General features: G+C 39.1%; 18 protein-coding genes. 6 read left to right on the top strand and 12 right to left on the bottom strand.

Annotation, left to right across the window (positions count from 1 at the left end; genetic code table 11):
* Window positions 1-110: 110 nt before the first annotated feature.
* The 4 genes from I9192_RS06410 to rpsB form a co-directional block, all read right to left on the bottom strand.
* Window positions 111-932 (bottom strand): AraC family transcriptional regulator, encoded by an 822-nt coding sequence (locus tag I9192_RS06410; RefSeq protein ID WP_005030420.1) that lies wholly within the window; start codon window positions 930-932, stop codon window positions 111-113.
* Between the two features lie 135 nt (window positions 933-1,067).
* On the bottom strand, window positions 1,068-1,616 hold the full coding sequence (locus tag I9192_RS06405; RefSeq protein WP_004831702.1) for a DUF3465 domain-containing protein: 549 nt from the start codon (window positions 1,614-1,616) through the stop codon (window positions 1,068-1,070).
* A gap of 168 nt (window positions 1,617-1,784) precedes the next feature.
* Window positions 1,785-2,660: a translation elongation factor Ts gene (tsf, locus tag I9192_RS06400; RefSeq protein ID WP_004722025.1), complete on the bottom strand. Its 876-nt coding sequence runs from the start codon at window positions 2,658-2,660 to the stop codon at window positions 1,785-1,787.
* 139 nt (window positions 2,661-2,799) lie between these two features.
* The gene (gene rpsB / locus I9192_RS06395; protein WP_004831703.1) at window positions 2,800-3,552 is read right to left on the bottom strand and encodes a 30S ribosomal protein S2; all 753 of its coding nucleotides are present in this window, start codon (window positions 3,550-3,552) and stop codon (window positions 2,800-2,802) included.
* A gap of 219 nt (window positions 3,553-3,771) precedes the next feature.
* On the opposite strand from rpsB, the gene map reads away from it, so the two are divergent.
* The 3 genes from map to I9192_RS06380 all read left to right on the top strand — a co-directional run bounded on the left by map (window position 3,772) and on the right by I9192_RS06380 (window position 7,375).
* On the top strand, window positions 3,772-4,599 hold the full coding sequence (gene map, locus I9192_RS06390; RefSeq protein WP_004831704.1) for a type I methionyl aminopeptidase: 828 nt from the start codon (window positions 3,772-3,774) through the stop codon (window positions 4,597-4,599).
* 327 nt (window positions 4,600-4,926) lie between these two features.
* A complete protein-coding gene (locus I9192_RS06385; protein WP_005030424.1) occupies window positions 4,927-5,976 on the top strand; it encodes an OmpW/AlkL family protein in 1,050 nt (349 codons plus the stop codon).
* A gap of 172 nt (window positions 5,977-6,148) precedes the next feature.
* Entirely contained in the window at window positions 6,149-7,375 is a 1,227-nt protein-coding gene (locus tag I9192_RS06380; protein WP_005030426.1) for an MFS transporter, read from the top strand.
* Between the two features lie 332 nt (window positions 7,376-7,707).
* On the opposite strand, the gene I9192_RS06375 is transcribed toward I9192_RS06380, so the two are convergent.
* From I9192_RS06375 to I9192_RS06350, 6 genes are all read right to left on the bottom strand, one after another.
* Complete coding sequence (locus I9192_RS06375; RefSeq protein WP_005030428.1) at window positions 7,708-8,952, bottom strand: NADH:flavin oxidoreductase/NADH oxidase family protein; 1,245 nt, start codon at window positions 8,950-8,952, stop codon at window positions 7,708-7,710.
* Between the two features lie 133 nt (window positions 8,953-9,085).
* On the bottom strand, window positions 9,086-10,684 hold the full coding sequence (locus I9192_RS06370) for an ATP-binding cassette domain-containing protein (protein WP_200150219.1): 1,599 nt from the start codon (window positions 10,682-10,684) through the stop codon (window positions 9,086-9,088).
* Entirely contained in the window at window positions 10,656-11,672 is a 1,017-nt protein-coding gene (locus I9192_RS06365) for an ABC transporter permease (RefSeq protein ID WP_200150218.1), read from the bottom strand. The genes I9192_RS06370 and I9192_RS06365 overlap by 29 nt, the downstream gene beginning before the upstream one ends.
* Window positions 11,672-12,742: a microcin C ABC transporter permease YejB gene (locus I9192_RS06360; protein WP_005030434.1), complete on the bottom strand. Its 1,071-nt coding sequence runs from the start codon at window positions 12,740-12,742 to the stop codon at window positions 11,672-11,674. The genes I9192_RS06365 and I9192_RS06360 overlap by 1 nt, the downstream gene beginning before the upstream one ends.
* Window positions 12,743-12,856: 114 nt before the next feature.
* A complete protein-coding gene (locus I9192_RS06355; protein ID WP_005030436.1) occupies window positions 12,857-14,695 on the bottom strand; it encodes an extracellular solute-binding protein in 1,839 nt (612 codons plus the stop codon).
* A 77-nt stretch (window positions 14,696-14,772) separates the two neighbouring features.
* Window positions 14,773-18,060, bottom strand: coding sequence for a LysM peptidoglycan-binding domain-containing protein (locus tag I9192_RS06350; RefSeq protein ID WP_005030439.1), 3,288 nt, complete (start codon window positions 18,058-18,060; stop codon window positions 14,773-14,775).
* Window positions 18,061-18,275: 215 nt separating this feature from the next.
* On the opposite strand from I9192_RS06350, the gene dnaQ reads away from it, so the two are divergent.
* The 3 genes from dnaQ (at window position 18,276) to nudC (ending at window position 22,220) form a co-directional block, all read left to right on the top strand.
* Window positions 18,276-19,691, top strand: a complete 1,416-nt coding sequence (gene dnaQ, locus I9192_RS06345; protein ID WP_005030442.1) for a DNA polymerase III subunit epsilon — start codon at window positions 18,276-18,278, stop codon at window positions 19,689-19,691.
* Window positions 19,692-19,818: 127 nt separating this feature from the next.
* Window positions 19,819-21,462: a hypothetical protein gene (locus tag I9192_RS06340; RefSeq protein ID WP_005030444.1), complete on the top strand. Its 1,644-nt coding sequence runs from the start codon at window positions 19,819-19,821 to the stop codon at window positions 21,460-21,462.
* Window positions 21,462-22,220: an NAD(+) diphosphatase gene (gene nudC / locus I9192_RS06335; RefSeq protein ID WP_005030446.1), complete on the top strand. Its 759-nt coding sequence runs from the start codon at window positions 21,462-21,464 to the stop codon at window positions 22,218-22,220. Before I9192_RS06340 ends, nudC begins: the two co-directional genes overlap by 1 nt.
* A 36-nt stretch (window positions 22,221-22,256) precedes the next feature.
* Here the strand turns inward: nudC and I9192_RS06330 are convergent, their stop codons facing one another.
* Together I9192_RS06330 and I9192_RS06325 are read right to left on the bottom strand one after the other, a co-directional pair.
* A complete protein-coding gene (locus tag I9192_RS06330; protein WP_004831721.1) occupies window positions 22,257-23,159 on the bottom strand; it encodes an alpha/beta hydrolase in 903 nt (300 codons plus the stop codon).
* Window positions 23,143-23,847 (bottom strand): BON domain-containing protein, encoded by a 705-nt coding sequence (locus tag I9192_RS06325; RefSeq protein ID WP_004831722.1) that lies wholly within the window; start codon window positions 23,845-23,847, stop codon window positions 23,143-23,145. The genes I9192_RS06330 and I9192_RS06325 overlap by 17 nt, the downstream gene beginning before the upstream one ends.
* Between the last annotated feature and the right edge of the window lie 14 nt (window positions 23,848-23,861).

Here is a 23,861-nt window from a genome sequence, read left to right as displayed (position 1 = left end):
ACCACGAATAGGATGAGTATCTTCAAAAGCAGTGGACGTGGCTTGCATGAAATTGCTGCTTTATTGCTGTCTAAGGATTTCTTATAACGTTTAAAAGATGTTGAACTAGGCTAAATATTCAAAGTGCTTAAATATTGGGACGGTGTTACGCCCATTGCCTTTTTAAAATGTCGATTAAAATGGCTTTGATCTGAAAAGCCACAATTTTGTGCTGTCATTGCGATCGTATAACCTTGTTTTAATAATTGCCGTGCTTTATGCAAACGGACTTGTACCAACCAACTGTGTGGCGGCAACCCTGTATACTTTTTAAATTCTCGCAAAAAGTGCCAAGGACTCAATCCTACAGTTGCAGCCAAATCAGTCAAAGAATAATCTCGCTCAGGAAAAGCATTCAATAAATCTTTGACAATTTCAACTTTACGTTGTGCTTCAGGAAGCTCTGCGGGTGTTAACTTTGCTCGACCATAGCGACTGATTAAACGAGCCAAAGTTGATAAATACAGACTTTCCTTGAGCAACGTATTTTCTTTTTGTTCTAATAGATCAAACAATAAGGTAAATTGTTGTGCCAAGCCAACATCGTGAACAACAGCATAAGGAAACCAAGGCACACTATTTTTGACACTAAAAAAATCTTGCCCTGCCTCAAGCAACATTTCGGGTGTTGGATAAATTGCTCGGTATTTCCAACCCGACTCAACCGCAGATGAACCTGTGTGAATTTCATCTGCATTGACTAAAATAATGTCACCTTTCGGCGCTGTATGTAACTGCCCTGTTCGATAAAAACTTTGCGCACCATCTTCAATCACACCAATACAATAACCTTCATGCACATGCTTTGAAAATTGCTTATGGTGATACTGTGCTTTTAACAACTCCAATCCACCTAATTCTTTAAGGTGGAAATAGTTTGCCCACTCCTGCATGTTTTCGATTCAAACGCCTTCTGATGGCTTAAAAATAGCACGATTAGAAACAAGGTATAGAACAAAATTGCTGTCGAAATCTGAATAGAATAACAATCAACTAAATTTTATAGAACTGAATGAACAATGCACTATTTATTGATAGGTTTTTCCATCATGCTTTAACCAACCATCTTCATGACGGCGACTTGGATCATGATGTGTCCAATGAATCACACCACCTTGATTACTGTATTCATACTCTCCAAAAAACTCAACACGATCGCCTTTACGTAAATGATCAATTCGTGGTGCTAAATCAATATTATGTGCGACCAAGACAGTTAAACCGTTATCCAATGAAAGTATGAATTTTTGATGACGTGAACCTTGAGTATCGTCACGTAATATTGCTTTTACTCGCCCTTCCGACTGAACTTGAACATTACTCAACTTTCCATCAAAAGCTTGACGAATAACCGTTAACCCTTGCTGATTTTGACTATTGTTTGACTGCGTGTTTTGAAAATTTTGCTGATCACTTGATTTAGAATCAAATTGTGCAGCACGATTGTTTTGATCTTGGGAATTAACTTGAGCTTGCCCAGTTGATGCCTTGTTTTGTTGGTTTAGGTCAATACCAAAATAAGCAGCAACAATTACAGCGATTGCAGCACCAATACCAAGTTGCGTTTTGTTTGCCATTAAGTTTTAGTCTAAGCAATATGAATAATAGAGATTATAAAAGAATAACGCTCATCATTTGTATAAAATCATTTTACTGATTCTTCTTGAATTTTTTTCTTTAAAATCAATAGCAATAAAAAACCCCTCAAATGAGGGGTTTTCAATAATTATACTCAGAAAGTAAAATTATTTAGCAGCAGCCTGAGCAGCAGCAACTTCTTCAGCAAAGCTCATTTCAGCTTTTTTCTCAATACCTTCACCTACTTCGAAGCGAACGAATTGAGCTACAGTTGTTGCAGTCGCTTTCAATACTTCAGCAACTTTTTTGTCGTTGTCGATAACGTATTGTTGACGCTCAAGAACAACTTCGTTCAAGTATTTTTCAACTGAACCAGTTACCATTTTTTCAACGATGTTTGCTGGTTTACCAGATTCGATTGCTTTAGCTTCTGCAATTTCTTTCTCTTTAGCGATAAGATCAGCAGAAACGTCTTCAGCAGTTACAGCAACTGGGTTGAACGCAGCAACGTGCATTGCAATACCTTTACCAGTTTCAGCAGAACCTGTGTAAGAAACAACAACACCAATTTTTAAACCGTGTTTGTAAACTGCAAGGTTTTCACCTTCTACAATTGCAGCACGACGAACTTGAATGTTTTCACCGATTTTTTGAACAAGCGCAATACGAGCTTCTTCAACAGTTGAACCGTCTTCAAGTTTCAATTCAGCAATTTGAGCAGCGTCAGTTACGCCAGCAGCAAGTGCAGCAGCAGCAACTTTAGCAGAGAAACCAGCAAAGTTTTCGTCTTTCGCAACGAAGTCAGTTTGACAGTTTACTTCTAAAAGAATTGCTTTGTTACCTTCTTGAGCAATCGTGATTGCACCATCAGCAGCAATATTACCAGCTTTTTTAGCTGCTTTTGCTTGACCTGATTTACGAAGGTTATCAATCGCTAATTCGATGTCACCGTCTGCTTCTGTTAATGCTTTTTTGCATTCCATCATTGCAAGACCAGTACGGTCACGTAATTCTTTTACCATGCTCGCAGTAACTGCAGTCATGTTGTTCTCCTAAATACGGTAGAATATGAATCTGTTCAACAAAAACGGCCCAAAGGTTTCTCTGGGCCGTTTTGCTTTATCGACGCTCAATTTGTCATCATTTTAATTCACAAAAATGACAAGCTTGCGTCAAAACGCATTAAGCCTCAGGAGCTTCTTTCGCAGCTTCTTCGCCTTTAGCTTGAGCATTTGCTTGAGTTTGAGCGTATTCTTTACCAGCAAGAATCGCATCAGCCATTGCAGAAGCATAAAGTGTAACAGCACGGATCGCATCGTCGTTACCAGGAATAACGAAATCTACGTTATCTGGGTTAGAGTTTGTATCAACGATACCGATTACTGGAATACCAAGGTTTTTAGCTTCTTTAATCGCGATTGCTTCGTGATCAACGTCGATGATGAACAATGCGTCAGGTAAACCACCCATGTTCTTAACACCGCCTAAAGAGCGTTCAAGTTTTTCCATTTCACGAGTACGTTCTAATGCTTCACGTTTAGTAAGTTTAGCAAAAGTACCATCTTGTGATTGAGTTTGAAGATCTTTCAAACGGTTGATTGACTGACGAAGAGTTTTCCAGTTAGTCAACATACCACCCAACCAACGGTGATCAACATAAGGTTGACCAGCGCGCTGAGCTTGCTCACGAATGATGTTAGAAGCAGCACGTTTTGTACCAACGAACAATACTTTGTTCTTTTTGCTTGCTAGATTGTTAACAAAATTCAAAGCATCATTTAACGCAGGAACAGTGTGTTCAAGGTTAATGATGTGAATGCGGTTACGCGCACCAAAAATGTATTGACGCATTTTTGGGTTCCAGAAGCGAGTTTGGTGACCAAAGTGCGCACCAGCTTGAAGAAGGTCGCGCATGCTTACGTTGTAATCTGCCATTTTCTTTACCTTAAAAGTTTGGGTTAGGCCTCCATATGTCCGCATTCTCCACCCTTTCAGGCACCCAGAGTAATGTGACGACATATGTGCGGATTTTTAAATTGCCCTTATCAAAATTTCCATAAACGATTCATAAAGAAAGTCACAGAAAGCATTTGATAAATTGGGCGGCTATTTATACCATAGTCACATACAAATTTCCAAAAGTTTTTAAAGATCATGAACAGTACTTACGAAGCGCCCCGTCGATTAATCAAAACCGCAGATGAAATTGAGAAGATGCGTGTTGCAGGTCGATTGGCTGCAGAAGTTTTGGATATGATCAAACCGCATATCAAACCAGGTGTCAGTACACTGGAGTTGGATACGATTTGTCATGACTATATTGTCAATACACAAAATGCTATACCTGCATGTTTGGGTTATGGCGCTGCACCCGGCCGACCGGCTTTCCAACATGTGATTTGTACTTCTGTGAACCACGTGGTATGTCACGGCATTCCGTCTGAAAGTAAAATCCTGAAAAAAGGCGATATCCTGAATATTGATGTCACAGTGATTAAAGATGGTTACCACGGCGATACCAATATGATGTATGTCGTTGGTGGAGAAACTTCAATCATTGCAGACCGTTTATGTAAAGTTGCTCAAGAAGCAATGTACCGTGGTATGGCAACCGTTAAACCAGGCTCTACAATTGGCGATATTGGTGCTGCAATCCAAAAGTATGTTGAGTCAGAGCGTTTTAGCGTTGTCCGTGAATATTGTGGTCATGGTATTGGCACTGTATTCCATGACGAACCCCAAGTTTTACATTATGGACAACCAAACTCAGGTATGGTTTTAGAAGAAGGTATGACCTTTACCATTGAGCCGATGGTCAATGCAGGCGTTTGGCAAACCCGTTTGATGGGCGATAAATGGACTGTCGTAACCAAAGATCATAGCCTTTCAGCGCAATACGAACATACACTTCTAGTCACTAAAAATGGTGTTGAAGTTTTAACCGCGCGCCCTGAAGAAGACTTGTCTCGCTTTCAGAAATAAATAAGTCATTGACTAAACTGACTTGAGTCATTTAAGAAAAGGTCATATTGATATGACCTTTTTTTATTACTGCAATTTTCCACTATAAATAAGATATTGTTTTAAAATATTTTTTACCGTAAAAATCTTCTATTTTTACAATGTAATGCAATATTAACACAATTACATAGATGCTAAGATTATCAACCCGATGATAAATAAAACATTAAAAAAAGAACATTCACTTAAAAAAAGACCTTGCAAAAGCAACATTCAAACACAGCAAAAAATCCTAATAATAAAAATACATAAAAATTAGTATCAATTGCGGACATGGAGTCCAATTCTATGAAGAAATCATTACTTTGCATGATCACCACATGTGTGACTTTACCTATGATGGCACATGCGGATTCACCTTATTTCAGTTTTAAAGATGGTGATGGATTTAAGCGATTTTCTGTATCAGCAGGCTGGTTACATGCTATGCCACAAGGCAATGGCAATCCCATCAAAGTGAATACCGCCGTTGCTGAAGGAACCCAATCAAAAGTAGGAGATATTTCTAAAAAAGCTGTACTAGATGCAGCTGTTAAGGAATCAAATCCTTTTCTATATGGTGCAATCGGTCTTTTAGGTGACACAATTCCCAGTGCTTTAACTGGTACAGCGACTGTCAATGGCTTATCGAGTTGGACTGCTGAAGGTACAGGCTTAACAGCAAAAGATGTTGATACTTTTGGCTTGATGGGCAATTATTACTTTACTGACAATATTTCTCTAGAGTTTAAAGCGGGTATTCCACCTAAAGTTGAGATTGAAGGTAAAGGTCAAATCTATGCCCCTTTGACAGGCAAAGATTCAACTCCACTCGGGAGTATTGACTTACAGAAAGATATTCCGATTACCGATTTATCCAAGCACTCTAAAGCAGCATCGGCAACTGCATGGTTACCAGCAGCAGAGTTACATTATCAATTTGGTAAATCTGGTGTAAATAAATTTCGACCTTATCTTGGTGTCGGTGTGATGTATGCACATTTCACCCATTTAAAAGTGGATAATGGCGTGAAAGATGATTTGATTGCAGCAGGTCATATGATTCAAAATGTCTTAGATAATCAAGCAGGTGCTGCACTTGACGGTAAACTATCTTCAGCAAATCCTGTAGTCAAAGTCAAAGCAGATGATGCTTGGGCGCCTATGGCAACATTGGGTGCAACCTATGACTTTAATGAGCGTTGGTTTGGCGTAGGCTCAGTAACTTATGCTCCTATGAGTAGCGATGCCACAATTACCATTTCAAACTCAAATACCAATAAAGATCTTGTTACGGCTAAGACTAAAATTGATATCGATCCTCTGATTACCTATGTGGGTGTAGGTTACCGTTTTTAATTTCTGAGACTAAAATGATTTTCTTGAAAAATCATTTAATCAATAAATTAAAATCATTGACCTAAACCGAGCAGATTGATCACTAAAATTTATCGATCGATAAAATTTTATTCTATCGCTAAGTCCCATTGAATCCTCTACAATTCTCATATGATGATTCAATGGACCACTTATGTCAGCGCTACAGGACGACACTCGCTTTTCTAAACCTCTCATTTATATGCTCATTGGAAGTGCTTTTATTCTGGCACTTTCTTTGGGTGTGCGTCATGGTTTTGGACTTTATTTAGTCCCGATGAGCCATGAGTTTAACTGGAGCCACCAAGTTTTTAGCTTGGCAATTGCTATGCAAAACTTACTCTGGGGTGCTGTTCAACCCTTTACAGGTGCACTTGCTGATAAATACGGCAGTAAAAAAGTTGTTGCAGTTGGTGGTGTACTTTATACGATTGGCTTGTTGTTGATGTCAGTCAGTTCAAATGCCCTTTTACTTGACCTTAGTGTCGGTTTAATTATTGGCTTAGCTCTCTCTGCAACTTCGTTTTCGGTACTGCTTTCAGCAGTTGGGCGTGCCGCTCATCCAAGAAAACGCAGCATGGCTATGGGGATTGCAAGTGCGGCAGGTTCATTTGGGCAATTTATCATGTTGCCTACCACCCTCCTACTGATTAAAAACTTTGGATGGTCTTCGGCACTGGTCATCACGGCAGTCTTGGTTGTATTGATTATCCCATTGGCATGGATGCTGAAAGCACCAATGTATACCCCGCCAAATGCAGTCAAGCAGGCGCTAAAACCGAGCTTAACCTTTAAGCAAATTTTAAACATTGCCTTTCATCACAAACCTTTTCTGTGGTTGGCCTTTGGTTTCTTGGTATGTGGATTCCAAGTGGTGTTCTTAGGTATCCATCTTCCTGGCTATCTGATTGATCATGGTTTTGATGCTTCAACAGGTACAGTATTTCTTGCACTGGTTGGATTATTTAATATTGTAGGAACCTATGCCGCAGGTTGGTTAGGCGATAAATATTCAAAACCTCATTTGTTAATGGGTCTCTATGGCTTACGAGGCATAACCATTATTGCATTTTTGATGCTGCCACTGAGCATCTGGACGGTATATGCTTTCGGCATCATTATGGGGATTCTTTGGCTTTCAACGGTTCCTTTAACCAATGGCATTGTTGCCAATATGTTTGGTGTAAAATATTTAACCATGCTCAGCGGTATTGTATTTTTCACCCATCAAGTCGGCTCATTTTTTGGTGGCTGGTTGGGTGGCTTAAACCATGATATAACAGGTAACTACAACATCATCTGGGGTTGTTCAATTGCGTTAAGTCTGTTTGGCGTTATTGTGCACTTCTTCGTGAATGAGGAGGCGGTTGTCGATGACTGATACTGATATATGGTTAAAATTTGCTGTTTGGGGTGTCATTATTCTATTGTTGCTCTTGTCTAGCCTACTGTGGTTTAACACACCTGAATTGTTTGAATATTTTAATATGGCTTTTTGTGCACACTAATTTGAACTAAATTTGACGACTTAAACGTTTGAGCTGAATCTCAGTGCGATTGATTCGAAAGCGTTCAAAAAAAGCTGCCAGACAATCGTGCTTATGGCAGCTTTTTTAAAATTCACTATTCAGTCTTTATTTTTTGAATAAAAAAGTTTAGACATTAAAAAGACCATTTCACAATGGTCTCTTTAATGATCAATCTTAGATGACCTTAAGCTGATTTGCGTGAGTTTACTCGCCCTTGAATCACAGCTTTGACATTATTTTTGGCATAATTCAAGAATACTTTTAATGGTGAAAGTTTCGGATTTGGCTTTTTGCCTTCACCGATCGCTTTAAATTGAGCGGCATACCAAAGGATTTCCATAATTGCCATTTTATCAACAAAAGGAATACCGGTTTTGATTTGCTCTACTGCGTAGCGCACATCTCGACCTGCGATCAAATGATTACTCACATCAGGCTCTACTGCCAAAGGACGAGCAATACCAATAAATTCGCAAGCGCCACTCTCCAGTGCTGCATTCATCCCTTGCGCTGTGCGGAAACCACCTGTCACCATCAGATGACATTTGACCTCTTTACGGATTTTTTCAGCAAAATCTAGGAAATATGCTTCACGTGCAATAGTGCTTTGTTTACGCTTGTCAGCCTTTGCTCCCGCCATTGCTGGTGCTTCATAAGTTCCACCAGAAATTTCGATAATATCAATACCAGCTGCATCAATCGCTTTGAATACTTGCACCACTTCTTCTTCAGTAATTCCACCACGTTGAAAGTCCGCAGAGTTCAACTTAACCGATACAATAAATTTTTCTGAGGTTTTGGCACGAACTGCTTGATAAATTTCCAATAAGAAACGCATACGGTTTTCAATTGAACCGCCCCACTGGTCTTGACGCTTATTGGTCAACGGTGAGAGAAATTGGCTGATCAAATAACCATGTGCGCCGTGGAGCTGCACCCCTTCGAATCCTGCTTTTTCACAAATCCGCGCTGATTCTGCAAAACGCTGGATAATATCTAAGATTTCAGCTTCACTTAACGCTCGAGGAGTCCCAAATGTGGTTGCCAGTAATGGACTAAACGGTACGGCAGATGGCGCAACTGTTTCTTTATTTAGCCCTTTTGGACACTGACGTCCCGGATGTGACAATTGAATCAATTGCACCATGCCGTGTTTTTTTCCGATATTTGCCCATTCAGTCAATTTGGCAAGATCTCGCTCGGTTTCAACCACAACCACACCCGGCTCATTTTTAGCACGGAAATCGACCATCACATTACCAGTGATCGCACAACCCAAACCACCTTTGCCCCATGCATCATACAGTCCCAAATGCAGTTGATTGGGTTGTCCGGCATGGTTTGCCAGTGCCTCACTCATCGCACCTTTAATAATGCGGTTTTTAAAAATGGTCTTATTTATTTCTAATGATTCTGCAAGATGGCTCATGGTCAAATCTCTTCAATGATTAGAGTTTTTACTCTATTTTAAATTTAACATAGTTCAAGCGTAAATCTGACAATTTAATTTGTCAATTTTGTAAGTGTGACTGAAGAGATTAAAATTGCTCAATCATTACAGCTTAATATTGACTCGCTTTAATTAAATTTTTTGTGTAACTATTCAACGGCTTGTCAAATAAATCTTGGGTATCTTGGAACTCGATAACCTTCGCCTCTTTCAGCACCAATACTTTCTGACACAGTGCTTTGACTACTTGCAAGTCATGACTAATAAATAAATAGCTCATTTGATAGTCTTGTTGCAATTGACGCAATAATTTCACAATTGCACGCTGTGTGGTTCGATCAAGTGCAGATGTTGGCTCATCAAGAATCAGTAATTTAGGTCGCAGTACCACTGCACGTGCCAAAGCGACACGTTGACGTTGTCCTCCTGAAAGCTGATGCGGATAAAGTTGTTTCACGACAACAGGTAATTCAACTTTATTCAAAATTTCATTGATCCGAATAATCATTTCTGATTCTTTTAAATTTTGTAGTGCCAAGCCCTCTCGAATAATCTGATCGACCGTCATTCTTGGGTTTAAACTGCTTAATGGATCTTGAAAGACAATCTGAAAATTGCAGCGTAGCGGTCTTAATTTGCGCTGATTCAAGCGATTAATATCTTGATTTAATAAAATAATATTACCTGTACTTTCAATCAGTCTTGCAATTGCCAAAGCTAAAGATGTTTTACCAGAACCGCTTTCTCCGACAATCCCAATGGATTCAGCACGATTCAAACGCAAATTTAAAGGCTCAACCGCAATAAAATAATCTTGGATTCGATTTAAAACTCCTTTCCGAATTGGAAATTTGACCCCGAGTCGATGTAAAGATAGTACCAAATGACTGTCATTCGGTGTTGGATTGGCTTCACCAAAGTTATGATCCAGTAAATATTGGGTATATGCTGTTTTAGGTTTTAGAAAAATATCTCGAACTAAACCCTTTTCTTCAACTCGTCCCTGATTCATCACGATCACTTGATTGGAATATTTACGAACCAAATTCAAGTCATGGCTAATCAGGATCATCGCCATTTTATGATTCAAAATCAGCAATTGTAATAAGTTTAAGACTTGGGATTGTAAGGTAACATCCAATGCTGTGGTTGGCTCGTCTGCAATAATAATTTCAGGTTTTTGTGCCAATACTGAAGCGATTAAAACACGTTGTCTTTGCCCGCCCGACAGTTCATGTGGATAACGTTGTAACTTATCCTCAGGATCATCCATCCCGACATCACACAATAAATCATAGACACGTTTTCTGGCTTTTTCTTTAGACATCCCTTCTAAAATTAAGGTTTCACCCACAATCCGTTCTACATTATGCAATGGATTTAAAGCGGTCATCGGTTCTTGAAAGATCATGGCAATTTTTTTACCACGAATATTTAATATACCATTTTGATTGAGTGCCAATAAGTCGTGTTGATCATAGACAGCTTGCCCTGAAACTTTTAAATCATCTGGAAGTAATCCCAGTAAAGCCAAACCGCTGATAGATTTCCCGGATCCACTCTCCCCGACAATCGCTACAGTTTCACCGACATGTAAATCAAAATTCAGATTCTCAACCAGCACTTTCTGTTGTTTATTTTCAATGTGCAGATGCTTAACAGACAATAATAAAGATTCATCATTATTTTTGGCGTCTTGGATCGAATGCATCGCGTGTCGCCTCCCCAATATAAATTAATAATGACAAAACCAACGCCAATGTAAAAAAACCTGAAAGTGCAAGCCACGGTGCATCTAGGTTATTTTTACCTTGTAGCAGTAACTCTCCCAAAGATGCGGCATCAGGTGGTAAGCCATAGCCTAGAAAATCCAACGCCGTAAGTGCTGTAATATTTGCAGTCAACATAAAAGGTAATTGTGACAAGCTTGAACTCATGACATTTGGCAGAATATGCCTAAAAATAATCACTAAATCACTTACGCCTAATGCACGCGCTGCTTGCACATAATCCAAGTGACGCGCACGAAGGAACTCCGCTCGCACAATACCCACCAACTCTGTCCAGCCAAAAATCAACATGATCAAAAACAGCCAATACACACTTGGCGTAAACAAACTGACTAAAATAATCCCCATAAATAAAGTGGGTAATCCTCCCCAAACTTCGAGGATTCGTTGCCCAATCAAATCAATCCATCCACCATAATAGCCCTGAATCGCACCCACAACGACTCCAAGAAAAGCAGCAAACAACGTAAGAGCAAAACCAAATAACAAGGATATACGTAATCCATACAGGATTCTGGCCAAAACATCACGTCCTTGGTCATCTGTTCCCAACCAATTTTGCGTTGTAGGTGGTGATGGTACAGGGACAGCTAAATCTAAATTAGGGGTCTGATAGGAGAAGCGTAGAATAGGCCAAATCGCCCAGCCTTTTTCATCAATCAACTGTTGAACAACAGGATCTCGATAATCAGCTTCAGTTTCAAAAACTCCACCAAAGGTTGTTTCTGGATAGGCTTTAAACACAGGCATGTAATAGTGCTGATCGTATTTGACCAATACTGGCTTATCATTGGCAATAAATTCAGCTGAAATAGAAATCACAAACAGTGCCATAAATAGAATAAAACAGCCAAAGCCCAATCGATTTTGTTTAAATTTCTCTAAACGGGCATGCATGATTGGTGACATTATTTCGCACCTCTTGATTCAAAATCAATCCGAGGATCAATCACCCGATACAACACATCGCAAATCAATCTTAAAATCAGACCAAAGAGGGTCAAAAAGAATAAAGTACCAAAAATCACAGGATAATCACGCTGTTGTACAGCTTCAAAACCCAGTAAGCCTAATCCATCTAAATTAAAAATTATTTCGATCAGTAAGTTACCTACAAAAAACACCCCCACAAGCACTTCAGGTAACCCTGCCACAATCACCAATAAGGCATTACGGAATACATGTTTGTAGAGCACTGTATTTTCGGTCAAACCTTTGGCACGTGCAGCGAGTACATAATGCTTATTTAACTCTTCCATAAATGTATATTTTGTAAGATAGGTTAAACTGGCAAAACCACCCAGCACCATTGCCAACAAAGGTAAAGCCATGTGCCAAAAATAATCAATCACCTGCTCAAACAAGTTCAAACTGTGAAAGTTGTCTGATACAAAACCCTGTAATGGAAACCACTGAAAATAAGAACCACCAGCAAAAAATACGATCAACAAAATCGCAAAGACAAAAGCAGGAACAGCATAACCTACAGCGAGTAGCAATGATGTTGCTCGATCAAAAAAAAGACCATTCTGTTTGGCTTTCCTTATACCCAAAGGAATGGAAATTAAGTAAATCAGCAAAGTGCTCCATAAACCCAAAGACATTGTGACTGGCATTTTTTCGAGTAAGAGTTCTGTAACAGGTTTATCTTTAAAAAAACTGCTGCCAAAATCAAAAGCCAAATAATTGCTCAGCATCAGTCCAAAACGTCGATACGCGGGTTGATCAAAACCATATTGCTTTTTGATTTGCTCAACCATTTCTTGGCTCAAACCTTGCGCACCACGATACTCATGACGGTCGATCGAAGCAGAAACTCCACCCGTGCCGATATGATCTCGTTGAAAGTTTTCTGCTTGCTGAATCGCCTGTTCAACAGGTCCGCCTGGTGCAATTTGAACCACAACAAAATTGATCAATAAAACAAAGAACAATGTTGGAATGATCAGTAATAGCCTTTTGAGTATATATGTGCCCATTGCAACAAGGTTCCTTATGTCCTCATGAGGATGGATGAATCAATTTAACTACGACTTAATTTGAGTCACTTATGTTTTGCATACTATTGTCTTTTAGACAATTTTTTTCATCGATTATCTTTTTAAATATTGCTCTACTTTTTTAGTTTCAATCGGATCAGCCCACCAATACTCCAAACCGAGTGATAGTTTGGGTTTAATTACAGGTTGATGATACATGTTCCAATAGGCATACCAATTTTTATCATTGCCATAGGTCAGAATTTGATAATAACCAGCACGTAACACACGATCGAGTACACGTGTATGTAATACCAGTTGTTCACGATTTGGGGAAGCAATCATCTTTTGGATCAATTGATCGATTACAGGATTTTTAATTCCTGCATAGTTATAATTGCCCACCTCATCTGCTGCTTTAGAACCCCACATTTGAGCCTGTTCAGCACCTGGCGTCAAAGATTGTGGCATATCCATTGGTGTCATCTGAAAATCCAAACGGCGCATACGTTCAGTATATTGCGGCAAATCCACTTGGCGAATCGTAACTTGAATACCTAATTTTTTTAAATTGCGTATATAGGGCAGCAAAGTTCGTTGCGCACCATCCTGATGAATCAAAAACTCAATGCGAATAGGTTTCCCTTGCTGATCAAGCAATTGACCTTGGTAAAAACGATACCCTGCTTTTAATAAAATAGAACGTGCAATCAACAGGTTTTGCCGATTAAAACCACTGGCATCAGAAACAGGATATTGCCAATCTGCTAAAACACCTTCTCGTTGTAAAGTTGGAAGTTGTTTAAGATAAGGTTTAAGAATCTCTAGTTCTTGAACACTGGGTTTCCCCGTTGCAGCTAGCTCACTGTTTTGAAAATGGCTTTGTAGTCGAATATTTTGACCATATAACAAAGCTTTGTTGATCCATTCAAAATCATAAGCATAGGTTAAGGCCTGTCGAAAATACAGATCATTAAAAGGTGTTTTCCGGGTATTAAATACCAAACTTTGAGTTAATGCCGGTGTTTGAATTTTAGCGGTATAAGCTTTGACTAGTCCTGCTTTTACCGCAGGAAAATGATATGCAGTCACCCAATTGCGCGCGCTTTTCTCTTGGTAAAATGTATACTGTCCGGACTTAAAGCCCTCAAAAGCAACCTCAGGACTGCGATAATAAACATATTTGATTCGATCAAAGTTATAACGTCCGCGATTGACAGGCAAGTCTTTTGCCCAATAGTGTGGGTTCCGTCTATAAGTAATACTACGTCCAGAATCAATTCGTTCAATTAAATAAGGACCAGATCCTAAAATCGGTTGCAAAGTCACTTTGCTATAGTCTTTATTTTTCCAATCCGCTTTTGAGTAAATTGCGATCTTTGCCAAAATATAAGGCATATCAGGATTATGGGCAGATTTAAAGGTCATTTTTACCTGATACTTGGACAACACTTCCGTTTTTGCCAAATCAGATAAATACATTTGAAAGCCAAGATTGGCTTTGGTCTGAATCGTATCAAAGCTAAATTTGATATCTTCAGCGGTGACTGGTGACCCATCACTAAAACGGGCTTGAGGATTTAGGTGAAAAATGACATATTTGGTTTTAGCGGGATCATAACTGACTTTTTCAGCAAGTAGTGGATATAACACACCTGGTTCATCCAACGAGCTATCCATCAAGCTATCAAATACATAGTTGATTCCTTCAGTCGAACTGCCTTTGCCATTCAAACTGTTTAAATTATCAAATGTACCAATACTTGACGTACTGATATAACCGCCTTTGGGCGCATTGACATTGGCATAAGGCATGACCTGAGCTTTGACATATAATGGCGAATTATGAACCGCAATATAAGGTGTAGTCTGAATTGCAGCAGCTACATCCACTGCAATACCTCCCCCCAATGCCAATACGAATGTACTGACATGTGTAAAACTCAGGTGCATTCCCCTACTTTCCTTGATTCAAAAAATCATTTTGAAAATTTAAATCACTCAGTAAATCCATCTATCACCCAAATCAATTAAAGATTTGGAACTTTGATAATACTGCCAATACGTAAAGCGGCATTTGGTTTCAGATCATTCATCTCAGCTAATGCACCAGTATCGATACCGAACTTACTGGCTAAACGAATCAATGAGTCGCCACTTTTCACTTTGTACTCAGTGACAGTTTTAGGAATACGAATGGATTGACCGCGCTGTAAACCAGCACGTGGACTTAAATCATTCATCTCAGCCAGTTCTTGTACGGATAAACCCACACGACTTGCAATGACATTTAAAGATTCGCCTGCCTTAACAGCATAACTTTCAGTATTCTTACTCGCTGCTTTAGATGAAGACTTTGCTGAAGCTTTTAAGTCTTCCTTTTCCTTAGAAAGCGAGGATTTACTGGGTAAATCTCCGTCAATTTTCAAACGTTGTCCAACATCAAGTGCTTGATTACGAGATAAACCATTTAAGTCGCTCAAATAGCTCAACTGTAATTTATATTTCTTGGCAATACTTGCCAGCGTCTCACCTGATTTTACGACATGAATGTCCTTGCTTGAAGCTTCAGATTTTGCTTCACTTTTGCTATGTGCTCTGTCTTTAGCACTACTTTCAGGTGTCCCTGTTAATTTGAGCTTTTGTCCAACCAGCAAACCTGAAGTCGTTGTTAGACCATTTAACTCAGCAATTTGGTTAACTTGTAAATTATATTTGTTAGCAACTGCAATCAAACTATCGCCCGATTGAACTGTATAGGTCTCTGGAGTAGAACTTCCAGCAGGAATTTTGATCACCTGACCTACAAGTAAGTTTCGAGATGGAGAGAGTTTATTCAACTCAGCCAACTCCGTTAAAGATAATTTAGACTGTGCTGCAATACTGGATAAACTATCACCACTTTGAACTTTATAGTTTTCCGTTTTATAGCTTGGTTCAGATTTCAGATTTTTAAACTTACTTTGCTCAACCACTTTCGACTCAAGCTTGTTCTCTTGCTCATTCACTTCATTAAGGGGCACATTGATTTTTTGCCCGACAAACAAACTGCTTGAAATATCTAATCCTGGAGTTAAATCAGCAAGTTCATGTACTGATAATGCATAACGATCAGCGATGATTTTGAGATATTCACCACGTTTGACCACATAAGATTTAGTTCTTACTTTGGCAACGGGCTTAGATGTATCTGCTCGAACCACAGTCTTATTAATTTCTGATAATTTATCATCAGCAGTATCTTTAAGTTTTAATTTTTGACCAACAAATAAATTACTGTTGGTATTCAAATTGTTATAACTTGCCAATTGTGAAACCGATAAATCAAATTGATTGGCAACGCCAGTTAAGCTGTCATTCGGTTTAACCACATAAGTGGTCGGTGCTGACTCTGTTGCTTTCCGTGAGGTGGTTGGCGCATCAATCTGTGGTTTAGCATCATACAAATACAATGTTGCACCAACAAATAAAGTTCCATTTGGATCCACTTGGTTCCATTTGGCAATGTCACGCCAATTGACTCCATTTTTCAAAGCAATCGTTGCTAAAGTATCACCTGCCAAAACAGTATAAGTGCTGCGTTTACCTTTAGGAGGTTCCACCACGACTTCAGTATCAGTTTTCTTAAAGTTCTTATCTTGATTCAGTTTCGCTTCTTCAGAATTTGCAGGTGTAGTATCAGCCAAGCCTTTAGGATAGGCAAATCCAACGGTATTTTCTCTACCCTGCACTTCTGCGACTGATTGACTGGTCTGAATCGCAGTCAGTTTAATTTTGCCGTCATACGGGTCTAAAACTTCTGTACCTTGTGGCGCAATTGCTTTAATTTCTTTAACAACTTCTTCTTTTTCTGCTTGTGTTGCTTGTGGCTCTAACACTTGTTTAACTGTTTCTTTTTCACCTTCAGCTTTCACCGCAGCAAGAATTTGAGCCTTTTCTCGTGCAGAAATAGGCGGTTCTACTGCAACAGGTTTAACATTGGCAGCCGTAGTAACGGCAACAGGAATACGTGGTGCACTTGGAATATCTGCATTGGCGGCAAATCGCGCCAAAGCATCTGAGCCCTGTGGCGTATTCTTTAAAGTATTTACTGAATTTGCAGTGCTGGTTGTCGTAGTGGTTGCTTTATTTGAACTCAATACAGGTGGCGTGGTACGGGTCGGCGTAATCGATTGCGTTACCGTAGACGTTACACCAGCAGGTGTTAAAGTCTGGGTTGCTGTCGTTGGGCTATTATTGCTTGCCCAAAATCCACCATCAGAGCTTGATTTTAAAGCTCTTAACTTGGAATCAATTGTTGGGCTTAAATCAGCAGGAATCAAAATTCGTAAAGTACTTGATGGATCAACAACTTCACCACGATGCCCTGGATTCAGTGCGTACAATTCCGCACGGCTTAAACCTGTGATGGACGCAATTTGATTCAATTGTGCACCTGGTGGAACAGCGACTTCTCTAAAATGCGGACGATTGGCAATCGGCGGTAAACTTACACCATATTTAGATGGATTTTTAATGATTTGTGCGACCGCCAAAAAGCGCGGAACATAGTTCATCGTTTCTTGTGGTAATCGTAATGACCAATAGTCTGTTGGCAACCCTGCTGCTTGGTTTCGATTAATTGCCTGTTGAATTCGTCCTGGACCAGCATTGTATGCTGCCAATGCCAATTCCCATGAACCAAACTGATTATACAAACCACCTAAAAACTCATATGCTGCACGAGTGGACTCAACCACATCACGACGCCCATCGTACAAACTGGTTTGTCTTAAACCGTAAATTTTACCTGTGCTTGGGATGAACTGCCACATTCCCGCTGCCGCAGCACTACTGGTTGCAGCAGGATCGTAAGAACTTTCAATGATTGGTAATAATGCCAATTCAGTTGGCAAACCGCGACGTTCAGCTTCTTTTACTGTATGGTAAAGATAACGTGATGCACGGGCACTCAAACGATCAATATAAGGTTGACGAGAAACGAACCAGCTTCGTTGTGCATCAATCCGTGGGTCCCAATGGTTTTCATCCATTTTAAAACCAACAGACATGCGCTTCCAAACGTCACCATGTTTTAAAATCAATAAACGATCACCTTCTACCGCACGCATATCAGTTGCTGACAGAAGATCCTCTAGTGAATCCAAACTGTTCGCGTCCAACATCCCTGACGACTTTGATGTTTGAGTTTTTGACGTCGATGGGTTCGAAGAACACCCAGCAGTCAAACCCAGTGCCGCCAATGCAGATGTTAATAGTGATAGTTTAAAGAAAACAGATGCAGTAGGTTGCCACACCATTGTGGTAGGTTTAAACATAAGGGTTCCGAACAACATTTAGTAAATTATTTTATCTTTGCCATTTTAGTAGAGCTTAGGGCGCATACAAGGCAAAATTTGAATGCGAATTGCATACAAATGTTACAAGAAATTAAAAAAATCTCAGTTCATGCGTAGAAAACGCTGATTTGCGTATACAATAAATTCTTAAACCACGATGTTCAACTCTTAATTCACTTTCATTGGTTATTACTATGTCACAAACAATCACACTTTATGTCGACGGTGCTTGTAAAGGCAACCCAGGTCCTGGTGGCTGGGGTGCTTATATCATCACTGAAACTGAAGAGCATAAATTGTGTGGTGGTGAGCTGGATACCACCAATAATCGTATGGAGCTGAGTGCTGCGATTGAAGGCATTTCATTTTGCCCTACAGAAGCGAAACTGATTATTTGGACCGACTCCAACTATGTGAAGCGCGGTATTACCGAATGGATTGAAGGTTGGAAAAAGAAAAATTGGAAAGATGTCAAAAATCCTGATTTATGGCAAAAACTGGATCGCGTATGTAGAGGTCGTGAAATCGAATGGAATTGGATTAAAGGTCATGCAGGTCATGCAGGCAATGAAATGGCTGATCAATTGGCAAACTTAGGTACGGAACAAACATTGGCAGCAAAAAACACGAAGGTGCCTCAATCAGCCACCGAACAGATTGTAGAAAATAATGATAAAAAAAAAGATGAAAAAGACTGGTTGCTTGATGATCCCTTCGGATTTGACTTGATGGAATCCGATGAAACTATCGATACTGAATTGCCGACACCCAAACAAACTGTGACAAGTTCTGAGACACCAAATAATAATTTGCGTGATCAAGATGTAGTAGAACAGGTTGAACAAAGTACTCTAATGAAAGATATGAATATTCACCCGCAAATTGTGATTACACCTGCGACCATAAAACTGCATGGACCTAAACAGTTTATTCTTGATACCGAAACCACAGGTTTTTATTATCAGGACAGTGATCGAATTGTTGAAGTTGGTGCGATTGAAATGGTCAACCGTAAACTCACAGGCAGTTCGATTCACATCTATATTAATCCAGGAAAACCTGTAGGTGAGTCAGAAGCCATCCACGGGATCACTGATGAATTTTTAAAAGACAAACCCAAGTATGAGGAAATTGCCGAAGTCCTATTCGACTACTTAAAAGGCAGTGAAATCATTGCACATAATGCAAGCTTCGATATGAACTTCTTGGACATGGAATTCAAACGCAGTGGTCTTCCTGCCCTGTCTGAAGTGTGTACAGTGACTGATACTTTAGCGATGGCTAAAAGTAAGCATCCAGGACAAAAAAACTCTTTAGATGCACTTGTTCGACGTTACGAAATTGTTCAACGTGACCGTACTTTCCACGGCGCATTGCTCGATGCTGAAATTTTAGCCGATGTTTATCTCGCAATGACAGGCGGACAAGTATCCTTTGACATGGATGCTATTTCTGCACATACTGAACAAGCTCAGGGGAATACAACACGGCAAAAAATTGAAATTGATGTTCCAGTAATTTACGCTTCAGATGAAGAATTGGAAGCACATGAGAACTGGGTCAATAAATATCAAGAAAAACATGGGGAAGCCTGCATTTTTGCAAAATAAAATTTCCTATTTAGGCTGATTTTTTCTGTAAAAAATCCCTTGTTCAGCTATATTAAAACTTAGAAAATTAGCCTCGTTTTGAGGCTATGCAATAGAACATTTAGATACCCAGGAAAGGTGCAGATCAATGTCTTACCAAACCTCTATACATTTTGATCCGACGGCATTACTGATTATTAAAAAAGAAGTCGATAATTCAATTTTACAAGTTGAATCTGCTGTCAGCAGTTTAGTTGAAGATCAAACTTTACCTTTTGGAATTGATGATGCATTGCTACAACTGGAACAATGTAGTCATGTACTGATGCTGATTGACATGCCTCAAGTTGCCAAAATTGCCGAACTTTCAGCACAAGTCATGCGTAAAATCATGCAAAACCCACGTGAAATCAATACTCAAGATGTGATTGCATTGAGCGAAGGTACAACCATGCTCAAACGTTACATCGAGTTTAGTTGTCTACGTGAAGTCAAAGTGCCACAATTTTTGCATGATACACTAAACCGCTTGGAACTTTCTTTAGGTTTAGAACTCACACCAGAAGGTCAAGCTATTGTGCCACTACTGGATTGTGTGACGCCTAATTTTAATCTCTTACAAACTCCAGACTTGGAACATTCAGTGCATGTACATAAGCTTTATAAACTGTGTCTGCATAAACTCTTAAATCAACACGAGACAGATTTAGATCTGCAAGGGATAAAACTGGTTGGCAATTATTTAGCCAATATCGCTCAAGGACAACCGAGTGCTCAATATTGGGCGCTGATTGCTGTGGCTTTAAATCAGATTGAAAATATTATCCTCAACGATACACGTTTAAGAACATTAATTAGCATCGAAACCAACATTTCATCATTCTTTAAAGACCTTGCAGGATTTATTCCATCCTTAACCGATACTGCAAATGTATTGAGTATTTGTATTAGTCAGGAAGATGAAATTTCTCAACACATTCGTGAGCAAATCAATGTAGGCGAAGATATTTTAACGGATACTCAATTACAGATTTTTAGTCGTCATTTGTACGGACCAGATTTCGATACGATTCATAGTGTCAGCCAGCTCATTACAGATGAAATGTCGCAAATCCGTAATGATATCGAGTTTAATTATCAAAATATGAGTGATGAAAAAACTCAAGAATTAAAGAGTAAACTCACAGACCTTGCACATGTATTTAAAGTACTTAACTTAAATGAAGCCTATAGCGAACTAAAACAGCAAGCTGATCTGTTGTCTCAAGAAAACATGCTGAGAGATGAAAACTATGCACAGCAATTGATGAATAGTATTCTATCTGCGATGAACTCTATTGGAATTCTTGAACGCAATTACACTTCTAATCGCTTGCAATTAAAGGTCAATAATCTACATATTTCTTTAGACCGTCTTGATGAAGCTCACACCGCTTTACTGACTGAAACTAAAGCAATGGTCGATTTAAGCTCACAAACACTGGTTCAATATTTACAAGATCCGCAGTCTACAAGTCTAGAACTACTACCTTCTCAATTATATGAAATTGGAGGAGCTTTATTGTTTCTTGCAGCCAAAGATGGTCAAAAGGCATTGGCACAGTCTGCCGAATTTATTCAGTCTGGACTCAACAAAGAACAGATATTTAACCAACAACAGATCAATAAACTTCTGGATGTGTTAGCCAGTGCAGATATGATGATTGAAAATCTACAGAATAAACAACCTGTTTTGCAAACGATGTTTGATGTAGCATTAGCAAGTAGTCAAAATTTAAAATCGGTAGCCTAATGTCAGAATTATCAGTTGCTTATATCTTTCATCACCAACAACTTTTAGTAGATGAAAACTTACAACTTCCGAAAGTAGAGAAATTGGCAAGTGATATCAGTTTTAACTCGGGTGATCAAATCATTGCCCGAGATCTTTTTATTGAAGATGAAATTCCACAAGGTTATCAACTGATTCCAATTCGACAGCTCATCTCACAATGGACAAAATCTGAATTTGAACAAGCCAGTCGAGCAGTGCAACTGCTTGAATGGCGTCGAAATCATAAATTTTGTAGTCACTGTGGACATGAAACAGAAGTTCACCCGATTGAATATGCAATGGTTTGCCCTGCCTGTCGTTATCACCAATACCCTCGCGTACAGCCGTGTATTATTACGGTGATCACACGCGGCGACAATGAAATTTTATTGGCTAAAAATGCCAAGAATAAAACTAATATGTATGGTCTGATTGCAGGTTTTGTTGAAGTCGGTGAAACCCTTGAAGAAGCGGTAAAACGTGAAACTTTGGAAGAAGTCGGTTTAAAAGTAAAGAATGTACAATATTTATCGAGTCAACCGTGGCCTTTTCCAAGCAATTTGATGCTTGCCTTTAAAGCCGAATATGAGGCGGGTGAAATCGTATTGCAAGAAGAAGAGATCAGTGATGCGCAATTTTTCAAATTTGATCAATTGCCTGAAACGCCGTTTACAGGCAGTATTGCACATGCCATGATTGAACATGTGATTCACAATACACCGATGCACCAAGATTAATTTGATCCGTATCCTTAATAAAAAGCCTAGCGATTGCTAGGCTTTGTTCATTGCATCATCGAGTACTTTTATAATTTCCGATCGTGTCATAAAGAAACGACTGAATAAACTCGAAACACTTCCCATAATCGAGATATGTCCCGTTTTAGGAATCGTCAAGATTTCACAATGATTACCTTGTTCATGTAATTGTTGTTTGAAATCAAATGAGTTTGAAGGCTTTACGATTTGATCATTTTCAGCCAGAAATAAATAATGCTTTACATCATTCTTGGCAACAAAGTAATAAGGCATCACTTGTTGATATGGAATCGCCTGATCAAATGCATCTTCAGCCAAAGCATCACCTTTATAATCAAAATGATAAGGTCCCGCAATTCCAATCATGGCTTTGATGTTTGGTTTTAGCGCCAAAGCATAACTTTTGGGATGATAAAGCAATGAGGCAATATTAAATGCCCCAGCTGAATGCCCCATGAGTGCAATTTTATCTGTAGTAATCCCTAAACGTGTTTGCTGTTGTTCAAGATAATTCAAAGCAACGGCTAAATCATCAACATAGCTTGGAAACTTATGTTCAGGTGCTAAATGATAATTCATAATCGCAACGTTATAGCCATAGCGACTAAATGCTTCACCTACAAATTTATAGGCACTTTTATCACCATGATTCCAAGCACCACCATGTACAAAAACAATTAAAGCTTTGTTATGTGTTTGATGGGAAAGATATAGATCTAAACGTTGTCGAGCTTTTAAACCATAAGCAATGTTTGATTTTATGGAATACCCCTTTTTAGGGGTTAGTCCATTGATCGTTATGCTGCCTAAATCATATAAACGAAAATCTTGATAATGTGCTTTAAACTTAACTTTAAGCTGTTGAAATTGCTTATCAAGTTTAATTTTTAGCAATTCTAATCTATTGTTGGATAACATTATTGTTTTGCCCTGAAGCATCTGGATCAATTGCAACAGGAGTTTGCACATCTGGTTGTTGTGCATTGTTTACCACAGGTGCCGTAAACGATGAAGTTTGAACTGAATTATTTGCTTGCTCAACATTGTCAATCAAGGTCACAATTTTAGTCACATTTCCAACCTTTTGTAGAACATCATTTAAATCTGCGATTTCAGCATTATTTAAACGACCCAAAACATACAGTACGCCATCTTCAGTATGAACCAAAACTTTGTTATCAGAAACGACAGGCGCTTTCATGATTAAGCCACGCGTATTTACGGTTACAGAAGCGTCTTGCATAATCGTGCTATAGCCGATTTGATTGCCAACAGTTAAATAATTATGTACCGCTTTTACGTCACTCATTGCACGTAAATTGTCTTCGGCAAGCTGCTTTAAATGTGCATCAGGCACTTGTCCAGTCAGTAAAACATTACTATGGAAACTATTAATATTTACACGAGATTGTTTAAATCGAGCATCCAGCTTATATAGATTAATTTTCGCAGTACGCTCAATAGAAGAATCAATAAAAACCTGCCCTAAAGATCGGACACCGCTTTCTGTTCCCACTGGTGAAGAACCAGTACCACCTGAGATAAAACTAGCGCAACCAGACAAACTTGCTACACACATCATGGTGATGACAATACGCTTTAACACTCAGCAAGACTCCT

It is taken from the genome of Acinetobacter bereziniae (assembly GCF_016576965.1).
In the GTDB taxonomy this organism is placed as follows: Bacteria; Pseudomonadota; Gammaproteobacteria; order Pseudomonadales; family Moraxellaceae; genus Acinetobacter; species Acinetobacter bereziniae.
The sequence above is the reverse complement of the archived record's forward strand: the minus strand, read 5'-3'. Positions and strand labels throughout refer to the sequence as shown.